The sequence below is a fragment of the Bosea sp. OAE506 genome (assembly GCF_040546595.1).
GTDB lineage: Bacteria > Pseudomonadota > Alphaproteobacteria > Rhizobiales > Beijerinckiaceae > Allobosea.
Map to the genome: position 1 here is coordinate 4,358,261 of NZ_JBEPOB010000001.1, position 21,173 is coordinate 4,379,433.

General features: G+C 68.6%; 23 protein-coding genes. 7 read left to right on the top strand and 16 right to left on the bottom strand.

Annotated features, from left to right (window positions below; genetic code table 11):
- Nucleotides 1–196 precede the first annotated feature (196 nt).
- Both ABIE41_RS21200 and ABIE41_RS21205 read left to right on the top strand, forming a co-directional pair.
- Nucleotides 197–1,291: a TRAP transporter substrate-binding protein gene (locus tag ABIE41_RS21200; protein WP_192642211.1), complete on the top strand. Its 1,095-nt coding sequence runs from the start codon at nucleotides 197–199 to the stop codon at nucleotides 1,289–1,291.
- A 154-nt stretch (nucleotides 1,292–1,445) separates the two neighbouring features.
- A complete protein-coding gene (locus tag ABIE41_RS21205; protein WP_192642212.1) occupies nucleotides 1,446–1,832 on the top strand; it encodes a hypothetical protein in 387 nt (128 codons plus the stop codon).
- A 25-nt stretch (nucleotides 1,833–1,857) separates the two neighbouring features.
- On the opposite strand, the gene ABIE41_RS21210 is transcribed toward ABIE41_RS21205, so the two are convergent.
- The 5 genes from ABIE41_RS21210 to ABIE41_RS21230 form a co-directional block, all read right to left on the bottom strand.
- Nucleotides 1,858–2,484, bottom strand: coding sequence for a uracil-DNA glycosylase family protein (locus ABIE41_RS21210; protein WP_192642213.1), 627 nt, complete (start codon nucleotides 2,482–2,484; stop codon nucleotides 1,858–1,860).
- Nucleotides 2,481–2,948, bottom strand: coding sequence for a hypothetical protein (locus tag ABIE41_RS21215; RefSeq protein ID WP_192642214.1), 468 nt, complete (start codon nucleotides 2,946–2,948; stop codon nucleotides 2,481–2,483). Before ABIE41_RS21215 ends, ABIE41_RS21210 begins: the two co-directional genes overlap by 4 nt.
- Nucleotides 2,948–3,418: a hypothetical protein gene (locus ABIE41_RS21220; protein ID WP_192642215.1), complete on the bottom strand. Its 471-nt coding sequence runs from the start codon at nucleotides 3,416–3,418 to the stop codon at nucleotides 2,948–2,950. The genes ABIE41_RS21215 and ABIE41_RS21220 overlap by 1 nt, the downstream gene beginning before the upstream one ends.
- Nucleotides 3,418–4,029, bottom strand: coding sequence for a glutathione S-transferase family protein (locus ABIE41_RS21225; protein WP_192642216.1), 612 nt, complete (start codon nucleotides 4,027–4,029; stop codon nucleotides 3,418–3,420). The genes ABIE41_RS21220 and ABIE41_RS21225 overlap by 1 nt, the downstream gene beginning before the upstream one ends.
- 94 nt (nucleotides 4,030–4,123) lie before the next feature.
- Entirely contained in the window at nucleotides 4,124–4,675 is a 552-nt protein-coding gene (locus ABIE41_RS21230; protein WP_192642217.1) for a thermonuclease family protein, read from the bottom strand.
- Between the two features lie 86 nt (nucleotides 4,676–4,761).
- Here ABIE41_RS21230 and ABIE41_RS21235 point away from each other — a divergent pair, with 86 nt between their 5' ends.
- Nucleotides 4,762–6,279, top strand: coding sequence for a sensor histidine kinase (locus ABIE41_RS21235; protein ID WP_192642901.1), 1,518 nt, complete (start codon nucleotides 4,762–4,764; stop codon nucleotides 6,277–6,279).
- Nucleotides 6,280–6,370: 91 nt separating this feature from the next.
- Nucleotides 6,371–7,492: a D-alanine--D-alanine ligase family protein gene (locus ABIE41_RS21240; RefSeq protein WP_192642218.1), complete on the top strand. Its 1,122-nt coding sequence runs from the start codon at nucleotides 6,371–6,373 to the stop codon at nucleotides 7,490–7,492.
- Here ABIE41_RS21240 and cobT read toward each other — a convergent pair.
- Complete coding sequence (gene cobT / locus ABIE41_RS21245) at nucleotides 7,480–8,508, bottom strand: nicotinate-nucleotide--dimethylbenzimidazole phosphoribosyltransferase (protein ID WP_192642219.1); 1,029 nt, start codon at nucleotides 8,506–8,508, stop codon at nucleotides 7,480–7,482. The two genes, ABIE41_RS21240 and cobT, sit on opposite strands and share 13 nt — an antisense overlap.
- Nucleotides 8,509–8,589: 81 nt before the next feature.
- On the opposite strand from cobT, the gene ABIE41_RS21250 reads away from it, so the two are divergent.
- Nucleotides 8,590–9,483 carry an adenosylcobinamide-GDP ribazoletransferase gene (locus ABIE41_RS21250; RefSeq protein WP_192642220.1) on the top strand — a complete coding sequence of 298 codons (894 nt, stop codon included), beginning with the start codon at nucleotides 8,590–8,592 and terminating at the stop codon, nucleotides 9,481–9,483.
- Entirely contained in the window at nucleotides 9,480–9,653 is a 174-nt protein-coding gene (locus ABIE41_RS21255; RefSeq protein WP_192642221.1) for a DUF1289 domain-containing protein, read from the top strand. The genes ABIE41_RS21250 and ABIE41_RS21255 overlap by 4 nt, the downstream gene beginning before the upstream one ends.
- Nucleotides 9,654–9,677: 24 nt before the next feature.
- On the opposite strand, the gene ABIE41_RS21260 is transcribed toward ABIE41_RS21255, so the two are convergent.
- Complete coding sequence (locus ABIE41_RS21260; protein WP_192642222.1) at nucleotides 9,678–10,511, bottom strand: sulfite exporter TauE/SafE family protein; 834 nt, start codon at nucleotides 10,509–10,511, stop codon at nucleotides 9,678–9,680.
- Between the two features lie 325 nt (nucleotides 10,512–10,836).
- On the opposite strand from ABIE41_RS21260, the gene ABIE41_RS21265 reads away from it, so the two are divergent.
- Entirely contained in the window at nucleotides 10,837–12,078 is a 1,242-nt protein-coding gene (locus tag ABIE41_RS21265) for an SMP-30/gluconolactonase/LRE family protein (RefSeq protein WP_192642223.1), read from the top strand.
- Between the two features lie 42 nt (nucleotides 12,079–12,120).
- On the opposite strand, the gene ABIE41_RS21270 is transcribed toward ABIE41_RS21265, so the two are convergent.
- From ABIE41_RS21270 to ABIE41_RS21310, 9 genes are all read right to left on the bottom strand, one after another.
- On the bottom strand, nucleotides 12,121–12,561 hold the full coding sequence (locus ABIE41_RS21270; protein WP_192642224.1) for an SRPBCC family protein: 441 nt from the start codon (nucleotides 12,559–12,561) through the stop codon (nucleotides 12,121–12,123).
- A 25-nt stretch (nucleotides 12,562–12,586) separates the two neighbouring features.
- Nucleotides 12,587–12,940 carry an ArsR/SmtB family transcription factor gene (locus tag ABIE41_RS21275; RefSeq protein ID WP_192642225.1) on the bottom strand — a complete coding sequence of 118 codons (354 nt, stop codon included), beginning with the start codon at nucleotides 12,938–12,940 and terminating at the stop codon, nucleotides 12,587–12,589.
- 50 nt (nucleotides 12,941–12,990) lie between these two features.
- On the bottom strand, nucleotides 12,991–13,446 hold the full coding sequence (locus ABIE41_RS21280) for a PaaI family thioesterase (protein ID WP_354193036.1): 456 nt from the start codon (nucleotides 13,444–13,446) through the stop codon (nucleotides 12,991–12,993).
- A 9-nt stretch (nucleotides 13,447–13,455) separates the two neighbouring features.
- Nucleotides 13,456–14,457, bottom strand: coding sequence for a tRNA dihydrouridine(20/20a) synthase DusA (gene dusA, locus ABIE41_RS21285; RefSeq protein ID WP_192642227.1), 1,002 nt, complete (start codon nucleotides 14,455–14,457; stop codon nucleotides 13,456–13,458).
- A 56-nt stretch (nucleotides 14,458–14,513) separates the two neighbouring features.
- Nucleotides 14,514–15,527, bottom strand: a complete 1,014-nt coding sequence (locus ABIE41_RS21290; protein ID WP_192642228.1) for a DNA topoisomerase IB — start codon at nucleotides 15,525–15,527, stop codon at nucleotides 14,514–14,516.
- 71 nt (nucleotides 15,528–15,598) lie between these two features.
- Complete coding sequence (locus ABIE41_RS21295; protein WP_192642229.1) at nucleotides 15,599–16,750, bottom strand: alpha-D-ribose 1-methylphosphonate 5-triphosphate diphosphatase; 1,152 nt, start codon at nucleotides 16,748–16,750, stop codon at nucleotides 15,599–15,601.
- Between the two features lie 91 nt (nucleotides 16,751–16,841).
- Nucleotides 16,842–18,431 (bottom strand): sulfite reductase subunit alpha, encoded by a 1,590-nt coding sequence (locus ABIE41_RS21300; protein ID WP_192642230.1) that lies wholly within the window; start codon nucleotides 18,429–18,431, stop codon nucleotides 16,842–16,844.
- Complete coding sequence (locus ABIE41_RS21305; protein WP_192642231.1) at nucleotides 18,428–20,221, bottom strand: NirA family protein; 1,794 nt, start codon at nucleotides 20,219–20,221, stop codon at nucleotides 18,428–18,430. Before ABIE41_RS21305 ends, ABIE41_RS21300 begins: the two co-directional genes overlap by 4 nt.
- Nucleotides 20,222–20,373: 152 nt before the next feature.
- Nucleotides 20,374–21,165, bottom strand: a complete 792-nt coding sequence (locus ABIE41_RS21310) for an ABC transporter ATP-binding protein (protein ID WP_192642232.1) — start codon at nucleotides 21,163–21,165, stop codon at nucleotides 20,374–20,376.
- Nucleotides 21,166–21,173: the final 8 nt, after the last annotated feature.

Sequence of the window (21,173 nt, forward strand, 5' to 3'; positions counted from 1 at the left end):
CAGGCTGCTTTTGCGGCTTGTGGAGCGCCCGCCCTGCTTCAGGCGCGCGACCGAGACTTGACCTAAGGGAATACATGCACCCAACGCATGATCTGCATGCATTTTCCGCTTGCGTTGCGCTCAAGACCTGCTTTCCTGACGCGATCGTGATGCCTGACCAACAGGCACGCCAAACGCTCCAGGGGAGGAGACCGGGATGACGCGTCGTCAATTTCTGAAGGTGGCCGGCACCGGCGCAGCCGCCGGAGCCATCGCCAGCCCGGCCATCGCGCAGGCGATGCCGGAGGTCCGCTGGCGCGTCACCTCCTCCTTCCCCAAATCGCTCGACACGATCTACGGCGCGTCCGAGGTGCTGGCGAAGGCGGTTTCCGAAGCGACGGACGGCAAGTTCCAGATCCAGGTCTTCGCGGCCGGCGAGATCGTGCCCGGCCTGCAGGCCTCCGACGCCGTCACCAACGGCACCGTCGAGATGTGCCACACCGCGTCGTATTACTATGTCGGCAAGGATCCGACCTTCGCCTTCGGCACGGCGGTTCCGTTCGGCCTGAACGCCCGCCAGCAGAACGCCTGGTTCTACCATGGCGGCGGCAACGAGCTGCTCAACGAATTCTACAAGAAATACAACATCTACGCGCTGCCCGGCGGCAACACCGGCTGCCAGATGGGCGGCTGGTTCCGCAAGGAGATCAAGACCGTCGCCGACCTGCAGGGCGTCAAGATGCGCATCGGCGGCTTTGCCGGGCAGGTGATGGCCAAGCTCGGCGTGGTGCCGCAGCAGATCGCCGGTGGCGACATCTATCCCGCGCTGGAGAAGGGCACGATCGACGCGGCCGAATGGGTCGGCCCGGCGGATGACGAGAAGCTCGGCTTCAACAAGGTCGCGCCGTTCTACTACTATCCGGGCTGGTGGGAGGGTGGTGCCTCACTGCACTTCTTCCTCAACACGGCGAAGTGGGAGGCCCTGCCCAAGGTCTACAAGTCGATCCTGACCACGGCAGCCGGCCTCGCCAATCTCGACATGCAGGCGAAGTACGACGCCCGCAACCCGGGCGCGCTCAAGCGTCTCGTGGGCGCCGGCGCGCAGCTGCGGCCGTTCTCGCAGGAGATCCTCGAAGCCTGCCTGAAGGCCTCGAAGGAGGTCTATGCCGAAACCGCGGCCAAGAATCCCGACTTCAAGAAGGTCTACGAGGCGATGTCGGCCTTCCGGAACGACGAATATCTCTGGTTCCAGATCGCCGAATACACCTACGACAACTTCCTGATCCGCGCGCGCGCGGCCAATCAGCTCTGACAAGGAGCGACCGGCCGCTGCGCGGCCCAACTGACCCCACACCCCGGTCGCGAGGCCGGGGTTTTCCGATTCAGGCGTCCGCGTTAGGGTCGTGCCACAGCGCCGCCTTGTTGTCGGGCGAGCCTGCCAGATCCGTCAACCTCGGACCGAGCCCATGATCCGCGCAACCGCCACGGCCCTCGCTCTTCTGCTGACCGCAGCAGCGGCGCAGTCGCAGTCGATCGGCGAGCCCCTGCCCGGCCGCGGCCCCGCCAAGGAGCGCGCCAAGCCCGCGCGGGTTGATGCAGGCGCGACGCGTCCCTGCCCCGAATACGGCCCCGGCTTCGTGCGGATCAACGGCTCGACCTCCTGCGTTCGCGTCGGCGGATCCGTGCGGATGGACATGGGGAAGAGTTCGCGCAGCGGATACGGCACCTCGGCCGGTGCGCTGGTTCAGCTCGAAGGGCGCGGCGAATCCGCTGTGGGGCCGGTCCGCACCGTGCTTCGCGTCCGGGGACAGGTCGATCGCGGGCTGGAATCAGGCAGCTACAACTACCGCTGACGCCGGTCGCGACGCGCGCGCCCGCTTACGCCACCAGCCGCGCGACTTCGTGGCGCAGCACCGGCAAAAGCTCGTCCTCGAACCAGGGATGTCGCCGCAGCCAGCCATTGTTGCGCCAGGACGGGTGCGGCAGTGGAATGACACGGGGCTGGACCGGCCGGTCGAGGATGGCCCGCCACTGTGCCACGGTCTGCGAGAGGGTCGTTCCCCGCTCCGCGCCCAGATGCCAGGTCTGCGCATACTGCCCGATCGCGAGAACGAGCTCGATCGAAGGCAGTGCGTCGAACACCCGGCCCCGCCACAGCGGTGCGCACTCGGCCCGGGGCGGCAGGTCGCCGCCCTTGGCGTCGAGCCCGGGGAAGCAATGGCCCATCGGCACGATGGCGATCTTGCTCGCATCGTAGAAGTGGGCCTCGTCGAGGCCCAGCCACTGGCGCAGCCGCACGCCGGACGGATCGGTGAAGGGACGGCCGCTGGCATGAACGCGTGTGCCCGGCGCCTGCCCGGCGATGCACAGCCTGGCGGTGGCTGAGGCCTGGATGACCGGGCGCGGCTCATGTGGCAGCGGCGGCCCGCGCAAGGGTGCGTCCCGGCACAAACGGCAGGCCCGCAGGTCCCGCAGCAGTTCGTCCAGCTCCTCTCCCACCGTCATCGGCTGGCGAGATGCGTGGCGCCTGGCACCGACGAGATCAGCCCGTCGCAGCTCCAGTTCGGCGAGCCGGCGCTGGCTCCGTCCGGATCGCCCGGCGCGACGGTCCCCATGGCGTTGATTTCGCCGCCCGGCTGGCGGCGCAGGATGTAGAGCCGCTCGCTCCGCTCGACCGTGAAGCAGTAGGTCCTGCGGGTCTCGCGCGGTCCGTAATAGTAGCAGACGGAATCGGCCATGGTCGTCCAGCACGCATCGGTGTTGGGGACCCCGCGATTATGGCCCGTGGCACGGCCGTCCTGATGGTGATGCTCGCTGAAGGGGTGGTTGGTGCCGGCATAGCGGCCTGCGACGGTGTTGCCCTCGAAGGCACGGCGGATCGCCTCGCCGTCCAGCCGCTCGGCGGCAATCGCGACCTCGACTGATGCCAGCCCGGCGAGGAGGGCGAGACAAACCGTGGCCGCCAGCATCAGCGCGCCGCCACGCGCCGCCGCGTCATCGGAACCTCCGGGGCCTTCGAGATCAGGCCGTCGCAATACCAGGACTCGCCATTGTCGCCGTGCTTGCGCGGATTGCCCGGCTCGACGGAAGCCAGCGCGTTGATCTGGCCGTTGCCGGCGTTGCGGAGGATGTAGAGATCGCGATTCAGCTCCACGGTGAAGCAATGCACCGTGCGGTCGCTCTGCGGGCCATAATAATAGCAGACCTGGTCGCCCCGCGTGGTCCAGCAGGCGTCGCGGTTGGGCTGCCAGCCATTGTGGCCGAGCGCGCGGCCGTCGGGATCATGAAACTCGGTGAAGAAGCCGCCATTGGTGTAGCGGCCGCTGACGGTGTTGCCCTCGAAGGCGCGCTTGATGGTATCGCCGTCGAGACGCTCGACCGCCCGCGCCGGTCCATGCAGCGCCGCCAGCGCCGCCAGCAGGAGAAGGCCGCTCCGCATCAGGCCTTCCAGCTCGGTCGTGCGGTCAGCTCCGCATGCCAGCGCCGGATCTGCACGAAATCCTCCGGAAGCGGAATGCGCGAGGGCTTCATGAAGTCGATCGCGATGCCGGCCGTGATATCGGCGACGGTCAGGTCCTCGCCACAGACGAAGCGGCTGCCGGCGAGCTGAAGCTCGAGCAGCCAGAGATGGTCGTCGATCTGCTCGCGATTGGCCTCGGCCCATTCGGGCACCTGCGTCTCGAGTTCGGCCATCGAGGGATGGGAGTGGCGGAACACCGCTGCCACGGCGGCAAAGAGACCCAGCTCGATGCGCCGGTTCCACATCTCCACCAGGGCCTGCTCGCGCGCATCGCGTCCGAAGAGCGGCGGCTGCGGGTGCAGGCTCTCGATGTAGCGGCAGATCGCAATCGTTTCGGCCAGCGCGGTGCCATCCTCCAGGACGAGGACCGGCAGGCGCTGCGCGGGGTTGAGCTTGGTGAAGGCCTCGCTCTTGTGCTCGCGCTTGCCCATGTCGACCGGCACGAGCTCGGGCAGCGGCACGCCCTTCTCGGCGAAGAAAATCCGCACCCTGCGCGGATTGGGGGCCCGCCCGCCGTCATAAAGCTTCATCGACATCCTCTCCCGTCGCCGCGCGACCCGACCATGCCGAAGGCGGACCGGTCAATTCCTTTCCAGCCGTTTCGTGATGGTTCTATGGCGTTCGTCAGTGCGGGTGCATCCGCCGCCAGGTCTCGGGCCGCTCGAAGCGCAACGCCCAGAGCCCCCGCCCAGCCGCCTGGGCCTGCGCCTCCTCGCTGCGATAGCCGCCATAGGCGACGGCATGGCCGTCGCGCACCAGCGTCGCGTTGATATCGGTCTCGCCCTGCCGGCACTGGGCCAGGCCCCGGCCATAGCGGTCGATCCGGCCGATCTCGCAGGTGACGAGGCCGCGCGCCAAGAGCACCTCCAGCGCGCGACGGGATGCGCGGCCGCACTCCACCGTCCGCCCCGCAGGGTCGGTGCAGGTCTGGCGGAATTCGGGCGCGTCGAGCCCCTGAAGCCGCAATTCCTCGCCGGCGAGCCGCAGCGAGTCGCCGTCGATGGCGCGGGCGACCCCGACGAGCGAGCGGGCGGGGCCGAGGCGGTACTGGAGGACGGCACCCGCGATGGCGAGCAATCCGAGCAGCCCCAGCGCCACGACGATGTCGACCGGGCGGCCGACCCGCCGCCAGCCGAGGGGGCCATCCTTCCAACGGGGGAATCCGAAGCGCGCCATCAGGAAGAGCTTAACGATTTGCCGACCATGATGGCAGACCCGGCGCGCACTCCGTGCACCGGTAGAGGATGTCGCGTTTCTCGATCATGGCGGAAGTGACGGCCGAACAGGTGCAGCGCGGGCGCGGGCCAGACCCGACGGCTGTCGCACGCCGCAAGCTCGTCACCCGCGAGGTGAAGTCGGTGCGCGAGCGGCTGACCTCCTCGACGGGCCTCGAACGCGCCTTCGACAACGAATTGCTGCGCGTCTTCGCCGAATACCGGATGAACGGCTCGGTCGGCACGCTCGTGCTCGTGCTCACGATCGCCGCCGCAGCCTGCCTCTGGGTGCCCGTCTACAAGGTCACGCCCTGGGTCGGCGCGGTGCTGCTGGCGACGATGCTCATCGTCGTGATGAGCCGGCGTTTTCTCTCCGAACCGACGGACGGGGTTGCGATCCAGCGCTGGCGGCGCGCCTTCGCCGTTGCCGAGGGCTTCAACGGCATCGCCTGGACGATGATGCTGGTGATCTTCGCACAGGTTGATGCACCGGGCGCCAAGGTCTTCGTCACCACGACGCTGCTCATCGTCAGCGCGCTCACGGTCATGCTGGCCGCCTCGATCCCGATGGCGGTCTATGCCGGCATCGTGCCCATCATGATCGGCATCGCCGCCTTCTTCTGGGGGCGCACCGACATGGACAGCCTGACGACCGCGGTGATGGCGGCCGCCGCCCAGCTCTTCTTCGTCTTCCTCGCCAACCGCCTCTATGCCAGCTCGGTCTCCACGATCGCGTTCCGAGCCGAGAAGGACGCGCTGATCGCCGAGCTCGAAACCGCCAACGCCAATTCGGACGAGGCCCGGCGCAAGGCGGAAGAGGCCAATCTGGCCAAATCGCGCTTCCTGGCGACGATGAGCCACGAGCTGCGCACGCCGCTCAACGCCATCCTCGGTTTCTCCGAGGTGATGAAGAACGAGGTCTTCGGCGCCCATGCCAACGCGGCCTACAAGGAGTATTCGGGCGACATCCACGGCTCCGGCCAGCATCTGCTCGAGCTGATCAACGAGATCCTCGACCTGTCGCGCATCGAGGCCGGCAAATACGAGCTGCATGAGGAGGCGCTCTCGCTCGCCGACATCGCCGAGGACTGCCGGCACATGCTCAACCTGCGCGCAAAGGCGAAGAGCCAGACGATCCGCGAGGCGGTGGAGCCCGATCTGCCCAAGGTCTGGGCCGACGAACGCGCGATACGCCAGGTCGTCCTCAACATCCTCTCGAACGCGATCAAGTTCACCCCGCCTGGCGGCGAGATCACCATCAAGGTCGGCTGGACGGCCAATGGCGGGCAGTATGTCTCCATCGCCGATACAGGCCCCGGTATCCCCGAGGACGAGATCCCGATCGTGCTGCAGACCTTCGGGCGCGGTTCGCTCGCGATCAAGACGGCCGAACAGGGCTCGGGCCTTGGCCTGCCGATCGTCAAGGGGCTGGTCGACCTTCATGGCGGCGGCTTCAACCTGAAGTCCAAGCCCCGCGCCGGCACCGAGGTGACGGTCACGCTGCCGCCGGTGCGCGTCATGGACACGCTCGCAGCCCTGCCCGAACCGCAGACGCGGGCCGCGTGACCGCTGCCCGAATCGTGCCACAGCTCTCGTCGACACCCGTTTCCGCGCCGCCCACGCTCTCTGTCTCTCCTCCCTCTCGGATTGTTCGATCATGAACCGGAAAACGCGCGTCGCGGTGCTCTATGGCGGCAAGTCGGGCGAGCATGAGGTCTCGCTGAAGTCCGCGGCGTCCGTGCTGCGCTATCTCGACCGCGAGCGCTTCGAGCCGGTGCCGGTGAGCATCGACAAGGAAGGCCGCTGGCAGTGCCATGATCTGCGCCGGATCGAGGCCGCCAACACCGAGAGCCTGCCGATCCCCTCGGACTCGCCGGCGATCCGCCTCGAGCCGCAGGCGGATGGGCGCACCGCGATCCTGCCGAGCAACGCCGATGCCTCAGCGATCGCCCCGGTGGACGTCGTCTTCCCGGTGATCCACGGCCCGCTCTGCGAGGACGGATCGCTGCAGGGCCTGCTCGAACTCGCAGGCGCAGCCTATGTCGGCTCGGGCGTGCTCGGTTCGGCGGTCTCGATGCACAAGGACATTGCCAAGCGGTTGGCGGCCCTGGCGGGCCTGCCCGTCGCGCCCTATTTCGCGGTTGCGCGGCGCGACTATCGCCGGGACCCTGCTGCGGCAACGCAGGCCGCCCGCGCAGGGCTAACGCTGCCGGTCTTCGTCAAGCCCTGCAACATGGGCTCCAGCGTCGGCGTGCACAAAGTGAAGCGCTGGGAGGATCTCGACGCCGCGCTGGCGGACGCCTTCGAATACGATCTCAAGGTCCTCATCGAGCAGGGCATCGACGCCCGCGAGATCGAGGTGGCCGTCCTCGACGGCGAGCCACCGGTGGCGAGCGTCGCCAGCGAGCTCAACGCCGGCCCGCAGCACGAGTTCTACTCCTACGAGGCGAAGTACATCGACCAAGACGGCGCCAGCGTCGACCTGCCGGCGAAGCTCGACGACGCGCAGATGGCGCGCGTGCGGCAGCTGGCGATCGACGCCTTCGTTGCGCTCGACTGCAGCGGGCTGGCGCGCGTCGACTTCTTCCTCGACCGCCAGAGCGGGGCCTTCTTCTTCAACGAGATCAACACGCTGCCGGGCTTCACCGCGATCAGCATGTATCCGAAGATGATGGAAGCTTCGGGCATGCCCTACCCCGCGCTGCTGACGCGGCTGGTCGAGCTAGCGCAGGAGCGCCACGCCGAGCGGGCTGGGCTGAGGACGAGCTACGAGGCCTGATCCTTCCCCGTGACCCCCGCCTGCGCGAAGGTCGCCATGCCGTTGTGGATCGCAGCCGCCGCCTTCACGAGGCTGGCGGCGAGAGCGGCGCCCGAGCCTTCGCCCAGCCGCATGTCGAGCGCCAGCAGCGGCGCCTTGCCGAGCGTCGCCAGCACCTGCGCATGGGCGCCCTCGGCCGAGAGATGGCCGGCGATGCAGTGGTCGATCGCGGAGGGCTCGATCGCGTGCAGGATGGCGGCAGCGGCCGTCACCACATAGCCGTCGAGGATCACGGGAATGCGCTGCGAGCGGGCGGCGATGATGGCGCCGCAGATGGCCGCGACCTCGCGCCCGCCGAGCCGACGCAGCACCTCGAGCGGGTCCTTGAGATGGGCCCGGTGCAGCGCGATGCCGGCCTCGACCGCGGCGATCTTCCGCTTCAGGCCGTCATCGTCCAGCCCCGTGCCGCGGCCGCACCAGAAGGCGGCGTCGCCGCCATAGAGCGCGGCATAGATCGCCGCCGCCGAGGTGGTGTTGCCGATGCCCATCTCGCCGAGGCAGAGCAGATCCGTGCCGCCGACCAGCGCTTCCATGCCGAAGGCCATGGTGGCGACGCAGGCGCGCTCGTCGAGCGCATCGCCTTGGGTGAAATCGCCCGTCGGCAGATCGAGGGCGAGATCGAAGACCTTGAAGCCGAGATCGAAGGCGGCGCAGATCTGGTTGATCGCGGCGCCACCGGCGGCGAAGTTCTCCAGCATCTGGCGCGTCACCGCCTGCGGAAAGGCCGAGACGCCCTGCGCCACGACGCCGTGATTGCCGGCGAAGACGCAGACCAGCGGACGGTCGACCGAAGGCTTGCCCTTGCCCTGCCAGGCGGCGAGCCATTCGGCGATCTCCTCCATGCGGCCGAGGCTGCCGGCGGGCTTGGTCAGCTCCTTGTCGCGGGCGCGCACCATGTTCGCGGCCGCCATGTCGGGGCCGGGCATCGCGGCGATCAGTTCGCGGATGTCGTCGAAGGGCAATCCAGAAACGGCCATGGCGGACTCTGTGGCTAAGGACAGGCGGCGGCGCTTCGGCGATGGCCCCGCGGTTGCCGCTGCTGCTATAGGCTGCAGCGGATGAAGACAATCGAGGACAGGGATGCCGCGCCGCCGCAGGCCGCGCCTGTGCCGCCAGCGGGCGCCGAGCCAGCGTGGCCGGGCTGGGCTATCGCCACAGCGATCTGCATCCGGTTCTATTCCCGCCTGCCGGTCCCGGCCCTGCCCGGCGAGGCGGATCCCCATGCCGCACCCGATTTTCGCACCGTGCCGCGCGCCCTGCCCTTCGCGGCGCTGGTCATCGCCCTTCCGGCCGGGCTGGTCCTGGCCGGAGCCGGAGCCGCCGGGCTCGGCGGGCTGCTCTCGGCCACGCTCGCCATCGCGACGCTCGCGATCACGACCGGCGCTCTGCATGAAGACGGGCTCGCGGACGCAGCCGATGGGCTGTTCGGCGGGCGCAACGTCGAGCGGCGTCTGGAGATCATGAAGGACAGCCGGCTCGGCAGCTATGGCGCACTGGCGATGGGGCTTGCGCTGCTGCTGCGGGTCACGGCGCTGGCCCTCGTTATCGACCGCGCCGGGCCCGTCGCGGCCTCAGCCGTCTTCCTAATGGCCGCGATCCTGTCGCGGCTGTCGGGCGTGCGGCTTCTCGCCATGATGGCGCCCGCCCGCGCCCATGGGGCGTCGGCCGCGGTCGGGCGGCCGACACGACTGACCGCCGGGCTCGCCTACGTCATTGGCCTCGTGCTGGCACTGAGCTTCTGTCTCGTCGCCGGATTGCCGCTGCGCGCGCTTCTGCTGGGGCTGGTGCTGACCGCACTCAACGCCGCACTCGTCACGCGGCTGTGCCGGCGGCTGATCGGCGGGCAGACTGGGGATATCGCCGGCGCGACGCAGCAGTGCGACGAGATCGCGCTTTATCTCGGCTTTGCGCTGCTGCTCAATGCGGGAATGTCCTGGACCGGCGCCGCATGACTGCGATCTCCTCGCCCTGCGTCAAACTCTGCCAGCTCGACCCTGCAACCCGGCACTGCCTCGGCTGCGGACGCTCGCTCGACGAGATCGGGCGCTGGAGCAGCCTGAGCGAGACGGAGCGCCGCGCGATCATGGCGCGGCTGCTGAGCCAGACGACCCGCAAGGCCTGAGGCGCGGCGTCAACGCGCGGTCTGTCAGACCACCAGCGACCAGATGAAGCGGGCAGCAACGATCAGCAGGAACAGGCCGAAGACGACCTCGAGCTTGCGCTTCGACAGCCGGTGGGCGAGGCGCGCACCGATCGGCGCCGTCCAGATCGAGGTCGGGATGAACAGAATGAAGCCGATCAGCGAGACATAGCCGAGCGAGAGCGGCGGCAGCACGTCCATCTTCGGCCAGCCGGCATAGATGAAGCCGAGCGCGCCGGGGATCGAGATCAGCACGCCAAGCCCCGACGAGGTCGCGACTGCCTGGTGGATCGGGCGGCCATAGAAGGTCATGAACAGGCTGGAAAGCTGGCCGCCGCCGATGCCCATCAGCGCCGAAAGCACGCCGATGACGCCGCCATAGATCGTCATCAGCACCTTGCCCGGCATCTCCGTGCCAAGCTGCCAGCGGTCGGAGGCGAAGAGCAGGCGCAGCGCGCTGAAGATCGCGACGATGACGAAGATGATCTTGAACAGGTCGGCAGGCGCGAAGCGGGCGATGTAGCTGCCGACGATGACGCCGAGGACCACGGGGACCGCCCAGATCTTCAGGATCGACATGTCGACCATGCCCTTGGCGCGATGGGCGTTAAAGGAGCGGATCGAGGTCGGGATGATGACCGCCAGCGAGGTGCCGACGCAGAGCGGCATGCGGACATCCTCGGGCACGCCGATGACGCGGAAGACCTCGTAGAGGATCGGCACGATAACCGCGCCGCCGCCGACGCCGAAGACGCCCGCGAGCAGGCCGGTGACGGCCCCCGCTGCGACCAGCGAGATGGCGAGGAAGACGAGGTCGCCGACGGGAATTCCAGCAAGCATGACAGCGTTCCGAGACAGGGGAGGCTGCTGTGGGGGATTTCCGGCGCCGGAGCAAGCACGGCAGGGCGGAGCCGATATGCAGCGATGATCCGACAGCCGCGCCCGCGCCGTGTCCAGGACCCAGCAAGACGGGTGCCGCGGAGAGCCCTGCTCCATGCTCGCTTTGCACGGCGGCCCCCACGCCGGCGCCGCTCGACCCCGGCCCGTCCCGCTGATGATCTGCGTCTCGTCCGCCCGTCGCGGGCGAACGACCAGAGGAGACCGTCACAACGAACCGATGCCGGCACCAAGCCGGACAGCAACCATCATCTGGGAGGATAAAGCGATGACAGACCCTACTGTTCACGACCACGATCCCACCGAGACGCAGCCTGCGATCCTGTCGCGGCGCCGCCTGATCCACGCCGCAGGGCTCGGAGCGCTTGCCGCCGCCACCGGGCCGGCTTTCGCCCAATCCACCGCGAACCGGCCATCCCCACCGACGACCGTCACCAGCCCGCCCCGCGACTTCAGCCGCCAGGGCGCGCCGACGACCTATTTCTGGGACCCGGACGTGATCGCCGTCGATCCCGCCTTCAACGGGCTGGCGCAGCCCAATGCCGCGATCCAGCGGATCTGGACCGGCGGCCTTTGGGTCGAGGGGCCGGCCTGGAACGCCCAGGGCCAGTACCTCGTCTGGAGCGACATCCCGCGCAACCGCCAGATGCGCTGGATCGAGGATGACGGCCATGTCAGCGTCTTCCGCGCGCCGTCCGGCAACAGCAACGGCAACAGCTTCGATTTCCAGGGCCGGCAGCTCTCCTGCGAGCACCTGAACCGCCGCGTCGTGCGCTACGAGCTCGACGGCTCGGCGACGGTGCTGGCGGATTCTTTCGACGGCAAGAAGCTGAACTCGCCAAACGACATCGTCGCCCATCCCGACGGCAGCTACTGGTTCACCGATCCGCCCTATGGCGGCCAGCTCTACGAGGGCGCACCCGACGCACCGGGCGGGCCGAGCAACGCCAACGGCAAGATCAATCCGCGGCTGGGCCAGCCACCGGGCATCGGGCTCGCCAAGCGCGAACTGCCGACCAACACCTACCGCCTCGACCCGAGCGGCCGCGTCGAGCTCGTCGTGCCGGAATCGCAGGTGCCGGACCCCAACGGCCTGTGCTTCTCGCCCGACTTCAAGCGGCTCTACATCGCCTCGACCGGCAAGGGACCGGGCGATACCGGGACGGGCGGCAAAGGCGACATCCATGTCTTCGATGTCGGCGCCGACAACAAGCTCAGCAATGGGCGGGTGTTCTCGGACTGCATGTTCGACGGCGTGAATTGCGGGCCCGATGGCTTACGCTGCGATGTCGAGGGCAATCTCTGGGCCTCGTCCAATGCCGGGCGCAATGTCGGCTACAACGGCGTCAACGTCTTCAACCCTGCCGGCAAGCTGATCGGCCGCATTCGCCTGCCGGAGGTCTGCGGCAACATCTGCTTCGGTGGGCCGAAGCGGAACCGGCTGTTCATGGCCGCGAGCCAGTCGATCTACGCGCTCTATCTGGGCACGCAGGGCGCCGGGCCGGGCTGAGAACGACACTGCGACCGGCCCAGCGTAGAGCCGGGCCGGTCGTCAGGCGAACAGCGCCTCCAGCTTGGCCAGCGAGCCGGTCCAGCCATGGGTGTGGCCCTTGACCGCCTGCTCGTCGAAGAGCTGCTCGTGCAGCAGGGTCAGGATCGTGCCCGCGCCATCGGGCTTGAAGGTGACGATCACCCGCGAGACGCGCTCGGGCGTCGTGATCCATGACCAGGAGAAGACCAGCTTCTTGTTCGCGACGACCTCGTAATAGGTGCCGGAAACCTCGTGGCGCTCGCCGGTATCCTCCAGCATCACCACGCGGAACCCGCCGCCGACACGGGGGTCGACCGAGACCTCCTGCGTCACGACGTTTTCCGGCCCGAACCACTGCATCAGCAGCGTCGGATCGGTCCAGGCCTCGAAAATTTCCGCCGGCGTGGCGTTCAGCCGGCGCTTGATCGTCAGGCTCGGCGTGGTCGCGACGGACTCGTCCATGGCCGGTCCTCTCTCGGGGCTGCGCTCACTCGGCCTCTGTGGGGGCCTTGCGGCGCGCCTCCAGCATCGCCTCCAGAGCATCGAGGCGCTGCGTCCAGAACCGCTGATAGCGTGCGAGCCAGCCCATCGCCTCCTCCATCGGGTCGGCATTGAGACGGCAGGAGACGGTGCGGCCCGCCTTCGTCCGCGTGATCAGCCCGGCATCCGACAGCACGTCGAGATGCTTCATCACCGCCGGCAGCGACATCGCGAAAGGCCGCGCCAGTTCGCTGACCGAGACCGCTTCCTCGCCCTCGAGGCGCGCGAGCAGGGCCCGGCGCGTCGGATCGGACAGAGCCGCGAAGGTCCGGTCCAGCTGCGACGACTCCAACTTAACCATCGCGTTAAGTTACCTAAGGTCCGCTATAAGCGTCAAGTCGCGCAGCCGCGTCAATCCGACACGCCCTCGCGCCCGCCGACCGCCATGCAGGTGGCGGTGAGCATGGCGCAAAGCTTCTCTGCTCCGTCCCGGACCGCGAAGACCTCGGCGAGAGCGAGCGTCAGCGTCCGTCCCGCCTTCACCACGCGACCCCGCGCAATGAGCTTTTCGCCGGCAGCGGGCGCCAGCAGGTTGATCTTGAACTCGGCGGTCAGCACGCCCGCCCCCGCCGGCATCTGCGTCAGCGCCGCGTAGCCGCAGGCGGAATCGGCGATGGCCGCGACCGCACCGGCATGCACGAAACCATGCTGCTGCGAGACCTGCGGGCCGACCGGCAGTTCGATCTCGACCTCGCCCGGCGCGACGCGCAGGAGCCGCGCGCCCAGCGTCGTCATGAAGCCCTGCTTGCCGAAGCTGTCGGCCACGCGGCGGCCGATCTCGGTGTCGGAAGGCGCCTCGGCCATCATCTTGCCTCCTCAGGCCGCGCGCTCGGCGTCGTGCCGGGAGACATGGGCGATCGCCGCGCGCAGATCGGCCAGCCCTGCGCCGACCGCGACGCAATGCTCGGCGAGATGGCGGCGGAACTGGCGCGCGCCTGGCCGGCCGGGAAACAGGCCAACGAGATGGCGCGTGAAGGCATGCAGCCGGCCGCCGGCATCGAGATGGCGCGCGAGATGCGGCTCCAGCGCCTCCAGCATGGCGAAGGCGTCCGCAACCGGCGCGTCCTCTCCAAAGAGTAGCGGATCGACGCGCAGCAGGATTTCCGGGTTCTGATAGGCCTCGCGACCGATCATGACGCCGTCGAGATGCGCCAGATGGCCCGCCCATTCCCCCGGTGCGCGGATGCCGCCATTGATGGCGACCGGCAGAGCGGGATGGGCCGCCTTCAGCCGGTAGGCGCGGTCATGGTCGAGCGGCGGGATCTCGCGGTTCTCCTTGGGCGAGAGCCCCTGCAGCCAGGCCTTGCGGGCATGGACGATCAGCCCATCGACGCCCGCCGCCGTGACCGCCTGCGTCAACGCATCAAGCGCTGCTTCCGGGTCCTGATCGTCGACGCCGATGCGACACTTCACCGTGACGGGGATCGCAACCGCCGCCTTCATGGCCGCAACGCAGTCTCCGACCAGCGCCGGCTCGCGCATCAGGCAGGCCCCGAAGGCCCCGCCCTGGACGCGGTCGGAGGGGCAGCCGCAGTTGAGGTTGATCTCGTCATAGCCGAAATCGGCGCCGATCCGGGCGGCCTGCGCCAGAAGCACGGGATCGTTGCCGCCGAGTTGCAGCGCGACCGGATGCTCGACCGCGTCGAAGCCGATCAGTCGCTGGCGGTCGCCGCGGATCACGGCCTGCGCCGTCACCATTTCGGTATAGAGCCGCGCCCGGCGCGACATCAGGCGGTGGATGACGCGGCAATGCCGGTCGGTCCAGTCCATCATCGGCGCGACGGAAAAGCGCAGCAGCTCGGGCGAAAGGGCGGTCATGGCGGCTGACTAGCGGAAAATCCGTCGCGATGCACCTGTGGCGGCCGCCCGCAGGATCAGGCCGCGACCAGCCCGAGCGCGCGCTCGATCCGCGTGCAGGCGCCGCGGGCCTTGGCCTTCTCGTAGCAACGCTTGAGCCGGCCGGTCGCATAGGCGCGCAGCACGATAGCATGGACATAACTCTTGCGGACGACGGCCGGCGTGTTGACCAGCCGCTCCGAGATGGCGCGCATGATGTCGGCGAGCTGACGCTTCTTGCCCGTCTCGGTCGCGATCACCTCGCCCGCCAGCAACAGCTCGGCCGCCGCCGCATTGGCGGCGAGCATGCGCAAATCCTTGGCGCTGACCGGCAGGCCGCTGACGCGCTTGAGGTAGGCGTTGATCTCGCTCGCCCTGACCTCGGCGATGGCGCCATCCTCGCGCCGGTACTGCAGCAGGCGTTTGCCCGGGAGGGTCATCAGCCGTGCGAGGGCGCGTGCCAGTGTCGGATCCGTGTGGTCGCAGGCGATCTGCTTGCCGCTTTTGCCCTTGAAGGACAGTTCGACGCGGTTGCCGGTGACGCGGGCATGGCGCTTGAGCAGGGTGGACGCGCCATGGCTGCCATTGGTGCGGGCATAGGTCTCGTTGCCGACGCGGATATGGCAGCGGTCGATGATCGCCGCCGCGCAGGCCAGCGCCTTGTCGCGCGTAAGCTGCCTGTCCTTTAGGTCGCGGGCGATCGCCGCGCGCAGTTTCGGCAGGGCATCGAGCAGGCATTTCAGGCGCTTCAGCTTGCGCCGCTCGCGCACCTTCTCCCAGCCGGGATGATAGCGATGCTGGACGCGACCGGCCTCGTCATGGCCGACCGCCTGGAGATGGGCGCGCGGGTCGGCTGCGATGCGGACATCGACATAGGCCGGGGGGATGGCGAGCGATCGGATCCGGGCAAGCGTCGCCGCATCGGTGACGCGCTGTCCCTCACGATCGCGATAGCTGAAGCCCTTGCCGGCGCGATGACGGGTGATGCCGAGGTCCGTGGCCGTGGCGCGCTTCAGGCGAACCGGGGCCTCATCCTTTTCCAGCAACGCCATGGCACCGCTCCCGATCTCGACGGGTCTACAATCGGTGCAGCCGGCGAAAGTTCCGGACGGAACCGGGCCCCTCAGCCGAGCAGGCGCTGATCGGCCAGGTGGACCAGCCGGCCGCCGGCGATGGTCGCGACGATGCGGGGCTGGGGGCCTTCCTCGACGAGGACGAGATCGGCGCGCTTGCCCGGCGCGATGACGCCGCGGTCGTGGAGCCCCAGCGCCTGAGCCGGCGCATGCGAGACCAGCGCCCAGGCCTCGGCGAAGGAGGCCGCACCGCTGCGCGCCAGCAGGAACGGCGCGAGCGCCAGCGCCGGATAGTAATAGTCCGACGCCAGGATGGTGCAGAGGCCGGCGCGCACCATCTCCTCGGCGCTGGGGCAGCCCGTATGCGAGCCGCCGCGCACGACATTGGGCGCGCCGAAGACGATGGCCTCCCCATGGGCTGCCGCCTCGCGCGCGGTCGCCTCATCGATCGGGAATTCAGCGACGGCGACGCCGAGCGACCGGTACGAGGCGCGCATTTCGGGCGTCATGTCGTCATGGGAGAACATCGTCACGCCGGCCGCGCGCGCCGCCGCGGCAAGCCGCGTGATCGAGCCCTCGACCTCGGATTTGCGGGCATAGACGGTCTCGACCAGCGCCATGAAGGCCTCCGTGGTCAGGCCCGTGCGCTCGACCATCTTGCCGATCTTGTCGGGCCGGTGGCGGGCCTTCAGCGTGCCTTCGGTATGATCGTTGAAGGCGAGCACGGCGATGCGGCCCTGCGCCAGCCAGGCGAGGATCTGCGGCTCGGCCTCGAGGTTGAAGGTCTCGTGGCGCAGGTGGAAACGTGTGTCGGCGCCCAGTTCCGGCTGCAGCCGCGCGATCGCCTCGGCCAGAGCCCGGGCGTTCTCCGCCCCGCGCAGACCCGGCTCCCAGGACCAGGTGACGCCGTGAAAGGCAGTGGTGATGCCATTGGCGAGCAGGGCCCGGTCGGCATCCCTCAGAGCAAGGTCGATGTCGAAGGCGACGCGCGGCCGCGGCATGATGTGACGCTCGAAGGCGTCGCCATGGCAATCGACGAGGCCGGGCAGGACCAGAAGCCCGGTGGCGTCGAGCGTCAACGAAGCTTCGCCGACGCCGTCAATATCGGCGATCCGGCCGTCTTCCAGATAAAGATCGCAGCGCTCGAGACCTTCGAGCAGAACCTGCCCACCCCTGATCGCGATCGACACCGAATCCCCCATGGCCGCGCCTGCGGACGATCCCCGCCCTTGGAACGTCGGGATGACGGCACCGTGACACAGCACGGGCGCCCTCTGCCAGCCGGCCCCGCTCTCAGTAGACGTCGGCCTGGTAGCGTTCCGCCTTCCGGAGCGCCGCGACATAGGCCACCGCCTCCTCGGCCGAGCGCTGGCCATGCGCGGCGACGACATCGACCATGGCGCGCTCGACGTCCTTCGCCATGCGCTTGGCGTCGCCGCACACATAGAAATGCGCGCCCTGCTCCAGCCAGGCGAAGAGTTCGGCGCCGCGCTCGCGCATGCGGTCCTGGACATAGATCTTCTCGTCGCCGTCGCGCGACCAGGCAAGCGTCAGGTTGGTCAGCAGGCCCTCCTGCTTCATCGCGCTCAGCTCATCCTCGTAGAAGAAATCGCTGGCGCGGCGCTGATGGCCGAAGAACAGCCAGTTGCGGCCCGGCGCCTTCGTCGCCCGCCGGTCGTGCAGGAAGGCGCGGAACGGCGCGATGCCGGTGCCCGGTCCGCACATGATGATCGGCGTATCCGGATTGGCCGGCAGGCCGAAGCCATGCGCGCGCTGGACATAGACCGGCACCGTCTCGCCGGGCTCGACGCGTTCGGCCAGGAAGGTCGAGGCGACGCCCCAGCGTGGGCGCGTGCCGATGCGATAGCGCACGGCATCCACCGTCAGCGAGACGCGACCCGGCGTGGCGTTGTGGGAGGACGAGATCGAATAGAGGCGCGGCTGCAGTGGATCGAGCGCCTCGACGAAGGCTTCAGGCGAAAGCCTGGCATGGGCGAATTTGTGGAGCGTGCCGAGCACGTCGAGCCGGTCGAGATCGCCATCAGGGTCCTCGCCGGCCGCCAGCCGCTTCGCCTTTGTTCGGGTCTCGCCGCCGGTGACGTAGGAGATCAGCTGGAACAGCGCGTCGGGCGCGGGGCCGAGTGCAACGTCCGAGATCAGCGCCCCGCGAAGAGTCTTGCCATTCACGATCGCATCGGGTCGGGCGCCGAGCAGGGCAATGACGGCGTCGGCCAGGCGCGGATCGTTCTGCGCGACGACGCCGAAGGCATCCCCCACCACATAGTCGAGCCCGCAGCCCGAGAGGTCGAACTCGACATGCCAGGTCTCCTTCTGCGAGCCCTCGCCATTGAGCTTGCGGCGGGAGAGGAAGGTGGCGAGGGCCGGGTTCTCGCGGCAACGCCCCAGCGGGCCGAGCGTGGCGGGCGCGGGCACGTCCGTCGCAGAAGCCGCAGGAGCAACCGCGCCCCCTTCCTCCATCAGCGCCTTGACCTGGCGCAGCGTATCCTTGCCGCCCGGCGCGCAGAGATTGAGCCTTGCCTCGGCGCCCGAGGCGATCGCCGCCGAATAGGTCTCGCAGAGATAGCCGCACTGGCCGCAATCCTGCTGGGCCATGGCGGCGAAGAGCCGGCGCGGGAGAGGCTTGCCCTGCGCGAGCTGCATTCGCTCGGGCAGTTCCATCGAGGGATCGTGCCAGGGCGCGCCATCATCCTCGGCCTGGCCCATCACGGCGGCGTTCTGCGCCGGAGACAGTGCGGTGACGCCGGCATTGTCGAGTGAGAGCAGCCCCGCGAAGAAGCCGTTCAGCCAGGAGCGCTGTTCCTCGCTGAAGGGCGCGGTCTCGGGCAGGACCTGGACGATGGGGCTGGCGGTCTGGATGGTCATGCCGCGTCTCCCGTCTGCGCGACGAGCGCCTGCAGCGCTCCGATCTCGTGGCGGCGGGCGAAGGCGACGAAGCTCTCGTCGGGCGCGGCGCGGTGCGTCTGCCAGGTGCGCAGGATCGCCTCGACCACAGCCGGCGCCTCCTCCGCCTTCACATTCGTGCGAAACTCGCGGCCGATGCCGCCCTCGATGCCGAAGCCGCCACCCACGAAGACATGGTAGCCCGGGACCGTGTCACCCTCCTCCCCGACCGGGACCTTGGCGCCGATCAGGCCGAGATCGCCGATATAGTGCTGGGCGCAGGAGTTGTGGCAGCCGGTGAGGTGGATGTTAACGGGCGTATCCAGCGTGATCCGCGGCTCGCAATGCGCGGCGATCGCGAGCGCATCCTCCTTGGTGTAGGCGCCGGCGAATTTGCACCCCGTCGCGCCGGTGCAGGCGATCAGCCCGGCGCGCAGGATCGAGGTCTCGGCCGAGAGCCCGGCCGCCTGGAGATGGGCCAGCACGTCGTCGACCTTCGCATCCGGCACGCCGGAGATCAGCAGGTTCTGCCAGACGGTCAGGCGGATGTCGCCATCGCCGCATTGGCGCGCGACGCAGGCGATGACCCGCATTTGGGCGACGGTGAGCTTGCCGACGGGCAGCGCCACGCCGACCCAGTTGAGGCCCGGCTGGAGCTGGCGGTGGACTCCGATATGGGCGAGCCGGTCATAGACCGGCCGCGGTGCGACGAAGGCGGTCTCGACCCGGATCAGGCGCCGCCCTAGCTTCTCCTCGACGGCGGCGAGGAAGCGCTCGAAGCCCCAGGCGTCGAGCACGTATTTCAGCCGTGAGCGGTTGCGGTCGGTGCGGTCGCCATTGGCGATGAAGACGCGCAGGATCGCGTCCGAGACGGCAACCGCATCCGCGGGCGCGACGACGACACCGGTGTCGCGAGCGAGGTCCTTGTGGCCGGTGATGCCGCCGAGCGCGAGGCGATACCAGATGCCGGGCGCCACGGGCTGTCCCTCGAAGCTGGCGCCCTCCAGCACCTCGATCGCCTGGAAGCCGATATCGTTGGTGTCCTCCAGCGTCGCGATCGAGCCGGCGCCATCGAAAGCGACATTGAACTTGCGCGGCAGGCCGTAGAGCGAGCGGTTGTTGAGGATGTGATGGTGCCAGGCACGGGCGTGGGGCCGCGTGTCGAGCAGTTCGAGCGGGTCGATGCCGGCGGTGGCCGAGCCCGTGACGTTGCGGATGTTGTCGGCGCCAGAGCCCTTTGCGGTCAGGCCGAGATCGACGAGCCCTTCGAGGAAGGCCGGCCCGTTCTCGGCCGTGATCTCGCGAACCTGGAGATTGGCGCGAGTGGTGACATGGCTGTAGCCGCCGCCCAGGCGCTCGGCGAGATCGGCGACGCCCTCGAACTGCCAGGCGGTCAGAATGCCGTTGGGAATGCGCAGGCGGCACATATAGCTGTTCTGCGCGGGCGCTACGTAGAAGAGCCCGTGATAGCGCCAGCGGAAATTGTCGTCCGGCTTGGGATAAGTGCCAGTCCCCGCCTGCTGCTTGAAGCGGGCATAGGCGTCGAAGGGATGTTCGGCCGCTTTCCATTTCTCCTGGTCGACGAGCTTGCCGCCGTCAGCGACCTGGCGCGCCTGCGCCTCCAGATGCTCGCGATCGGGACCTGACGGCGCGGCCGCGGGAGTCGCCCCACCGCCGAGCGGGCCCAGGCCACGCGCTGTGCGGGCGGACTGCATGCCGGACATGAAGCCTTCGAGATAGCGCTTCTGCTCGGGGGTGAAGTCGTCGCTCATGGTTTTGCTTTTCCGGGTCGTGGGGTGATCCCGTCTCCCCACACTGAGCCGTCATCCCGGGCTTGACCCGGGATCCATCGGAGGGCTCGACGGCGCCCTATAATGGATCCTGGAGCTGCGTCCGGGATGACGCGGAGGGTGGCATCAAGGGCTCACGCCGCATCGACGAAGCGGTGGCGCTCGTAGAGGAACTTCAGCACCGCCTCGCGGGCGGCGATGTAGGTCCGGTCGGAGACCAGATCGAGCCGCTTGCGAGGCCGCGCGAGCCGAACGTCGAGCACCTCGCCGATGCGGGCGGAGGGGCCGTTGGTCATCATCACGATGCGGTCCGAGAGCAGCACCGCCTCGTCGACGTCATGGGTGATCATGATCATCGTGTTCCCGAGCGTGGCGTGAATCTGCATGATCGAATCCTGCAGATGCGCCCGGGTCAGCGCGTCGAGCGCCCCGAAGGGCTCGTCCAGCAGCAGGATCTTCGGCTCCATCGAGAGGCCGCGCGCGATTCCGACGCGCTGCTTCATGCCGCCGGAGATCTCGGCCGGGCGCTTGTCCTTCGCGTGCCCCATCTGGACGAGGTCGAGATTGTGCAGGATCCAGTCATGCCGCTCGGCCTTCGACTTGCGGCCGCCGAAGACCTTGTTCACGGCCAGCGCGACATTGTCGTAGACGGTGAGCCAGGGCAGCAGCGAGTGGTTCTGGAAGACCACGGCGCGCTCGGGGCCGGGATCGCGGACCTCCCGGCCTTCGAGCAGGACCGCGCCGCTCGTGATCGGCGTCAGCCCCGCGATGATGTTGAGCAGGGTCGACTTGCCACAGCCGGAATGGCCGATCACGGAGACGTATTCGCCCTTCTCGATCTCGAGGCTGATGTCCTTGAGGACGGGGGTCGAGGTCGCGCCGCGCTGGAAGGTTTTGTCGACATGGTCGATCTTGAGATAGCTCATCGGTCGAT

What these genes read in the sequence shown, in the direction of transcription:
- ABIE41_RS21265 (WP_192642223.1), top strand. Translation starts at nt 10,837, where the DNA reads ATGACAGACCCTACTGTTCACGACCACGATCCCACCGAGACGCAGCCT.
- ABIE41_RS21275 (WP_192642225.1), bottom strand. Translation starts at nt 12,940, where the DNA reads ATGGTTAAGTTGGAGTCGTCGCAGCTGGACCGGACCTTCGCGGCTCTG.
- ABIE41_RS21240 (WP_192642218.1), top strand. Translation starts at nt 6,371, where the DNA reads ATGAACCGGAAAACGCGCGTCGCGGTGCTCTATGGCGGCAAGTCGGGC.
- ABIE41_RS21295 (WP_192642229.1), bottom strand. Translation starts at nt 16,750, where the DNA reads ATGGGGGATTCGGTGTCGATCGCGATCAGGGGTGGGCAGGTTCTGCTC.
- cobT (WP_192642219.1), bottom strand. Translation starts at nt 8,508, where the DNA reads ATGGCCGTTTCTGGATTGCCCTTCGACGACATCCGCGAACTGATCGCC.
- ABIE41_RS21290 (WP_192642228.1), bottom strand. Translation starts at nt 15,527, where the DNA reads ATGGCGTTGCTGGAAAAGGATGAGGCCCCGGTTCGCCTGAAGCGCGCC.
- ABIE41_RS21225 (WP_192642216.1), bottom strand. Translation starts at nt 4,029, where the DNA reads ATGAAGCTTTATGACGGCGGGCGGGCCCCCAATCCGCGCAGGGTGCGG.
- ABIE41_RS21300 (WP_192642230.1), bottom strand. Translation starts at nt 18,431, where the DNA reads ATGACCATCCAGACCGCCAGCCCCATCGTCCAGGTCCTGCCCGAGACC.
- ABIE41_RS21270 (WP_192642224.1), bottom strand. Translation starts at nt 12,561, where the DNA reads ATGGACGAGTCCGTCGCGACCACGCCGAGCCTGACGATCAAGCGCCGG.
- ABIE41_RS21250 (WP_192642220.1), top strand. Translation starts at nt 8,590, where the DNA reads ATGAAGACAATCGAGGACAGGGATGCCGCGCCGCCGCAGGCCGCGCCT.
- ABIE41_RS21215 (WP_192642214.1), bottom strand. Translation starts at nt 2,948, where the DNA reads ATGCTGGCGGCCACGGTTTGTCTCGCCCTCCTCGCCGGGCTGGCATCA.
- ABIE41_RS21235 (WP_192642901.1), top strand. Translation starts at nt 4,762, where the DNA reads ATGGCGGAAGTGACGGCCGAACAGGTGCAGCGCGGGCGCGGGCCAGAC.
- ABIE41_RS21260 (WP_192642222.1), bottom strand. Translation starts at nt 10,511, where the DNA reads ATGCTTGCTGGAATTCCCGTCGGCGACCTCGTCTTCCTCGCCATCTCG.
- ABIE41_RS21280 (WP_354193036.1), bottom strand. Translation starts at nt 13,446, where the DNA reads ATGATGGCCGAGGCGCCTTCCGACACCGAGATCGGCCGCCGCGTGGCC.
- dusA (WP_192642227.1), bottom strand. Translation starts at nt 14,457, where the DNA reads ATGACCGCCCTTTCGCCCGAGCTGCTGCGCTTTTCCGTCGCGCCGATG.
- ABIE41_RS21255 (WP_192642221.1), top strand. Translation starts at nt 9,480, where the DNA reads ATGACTGCGATCTCCTCGCCCTGCGTCAAACTCTGCCAGCTCGACCCT.
- ABIE41_RS21200 (WP_192642211.1), top strand. Translation starts at nt 197, where the DNA reads ATGACGCGTCGTCAATTTCTGAAGGTGGCCGGCACCGGCGCAGCCGCC.
- ABIE41_RS21220 (WP_192642215.1), bottom strand. Translation starts at nt 3,418, where the DNA reads ATGCGGAGCGGCCTTCTCCTGCTGGCGGCGCTGGCGGCGCTGCATGGA.
- ABIE41_RS21230 (WP_192642217.1), bottom strand. Translation starts at nt 4,675, where the DNA reads ATGGCGCGCTTCGGATTCCCCCGTTGGAAGGATGGCCCCCTCGGCTGG.
- ABIE41_RS21310 (WP_192642232.1), bottom strand. Translation starts at nt 21,165, where the DNA reads ATGAGCTATCTCAAGATCGACCATGTCGACAAAACCTTCCAGCGCGGC.
- ABIE41_RS21205 (WP_192642212.1), top strand. Translation starts at nt 1,446, where the DNA reads ATGATCCGCGCAACCGCCACGGCCCTCGCTCTTCTGCTGACCGCAGCA.
- ABIE41_RS21210 (WP_192642213.1), bottom strand. Translation starts at nt 2,484, where the DNA reads ATGACGGTGGGAGAGGAGCTGGACGAACTGCTGCGGGACCTGCGGGCC.
- ABIE41_RS21305 (WP_192642231.1), bottom strand. Translation starts at nt 20,221, where the DNA reads ATGAGCGACGACTTCACCCCCGAGCAGAAGCGCTATCTCGAAGGCTTC.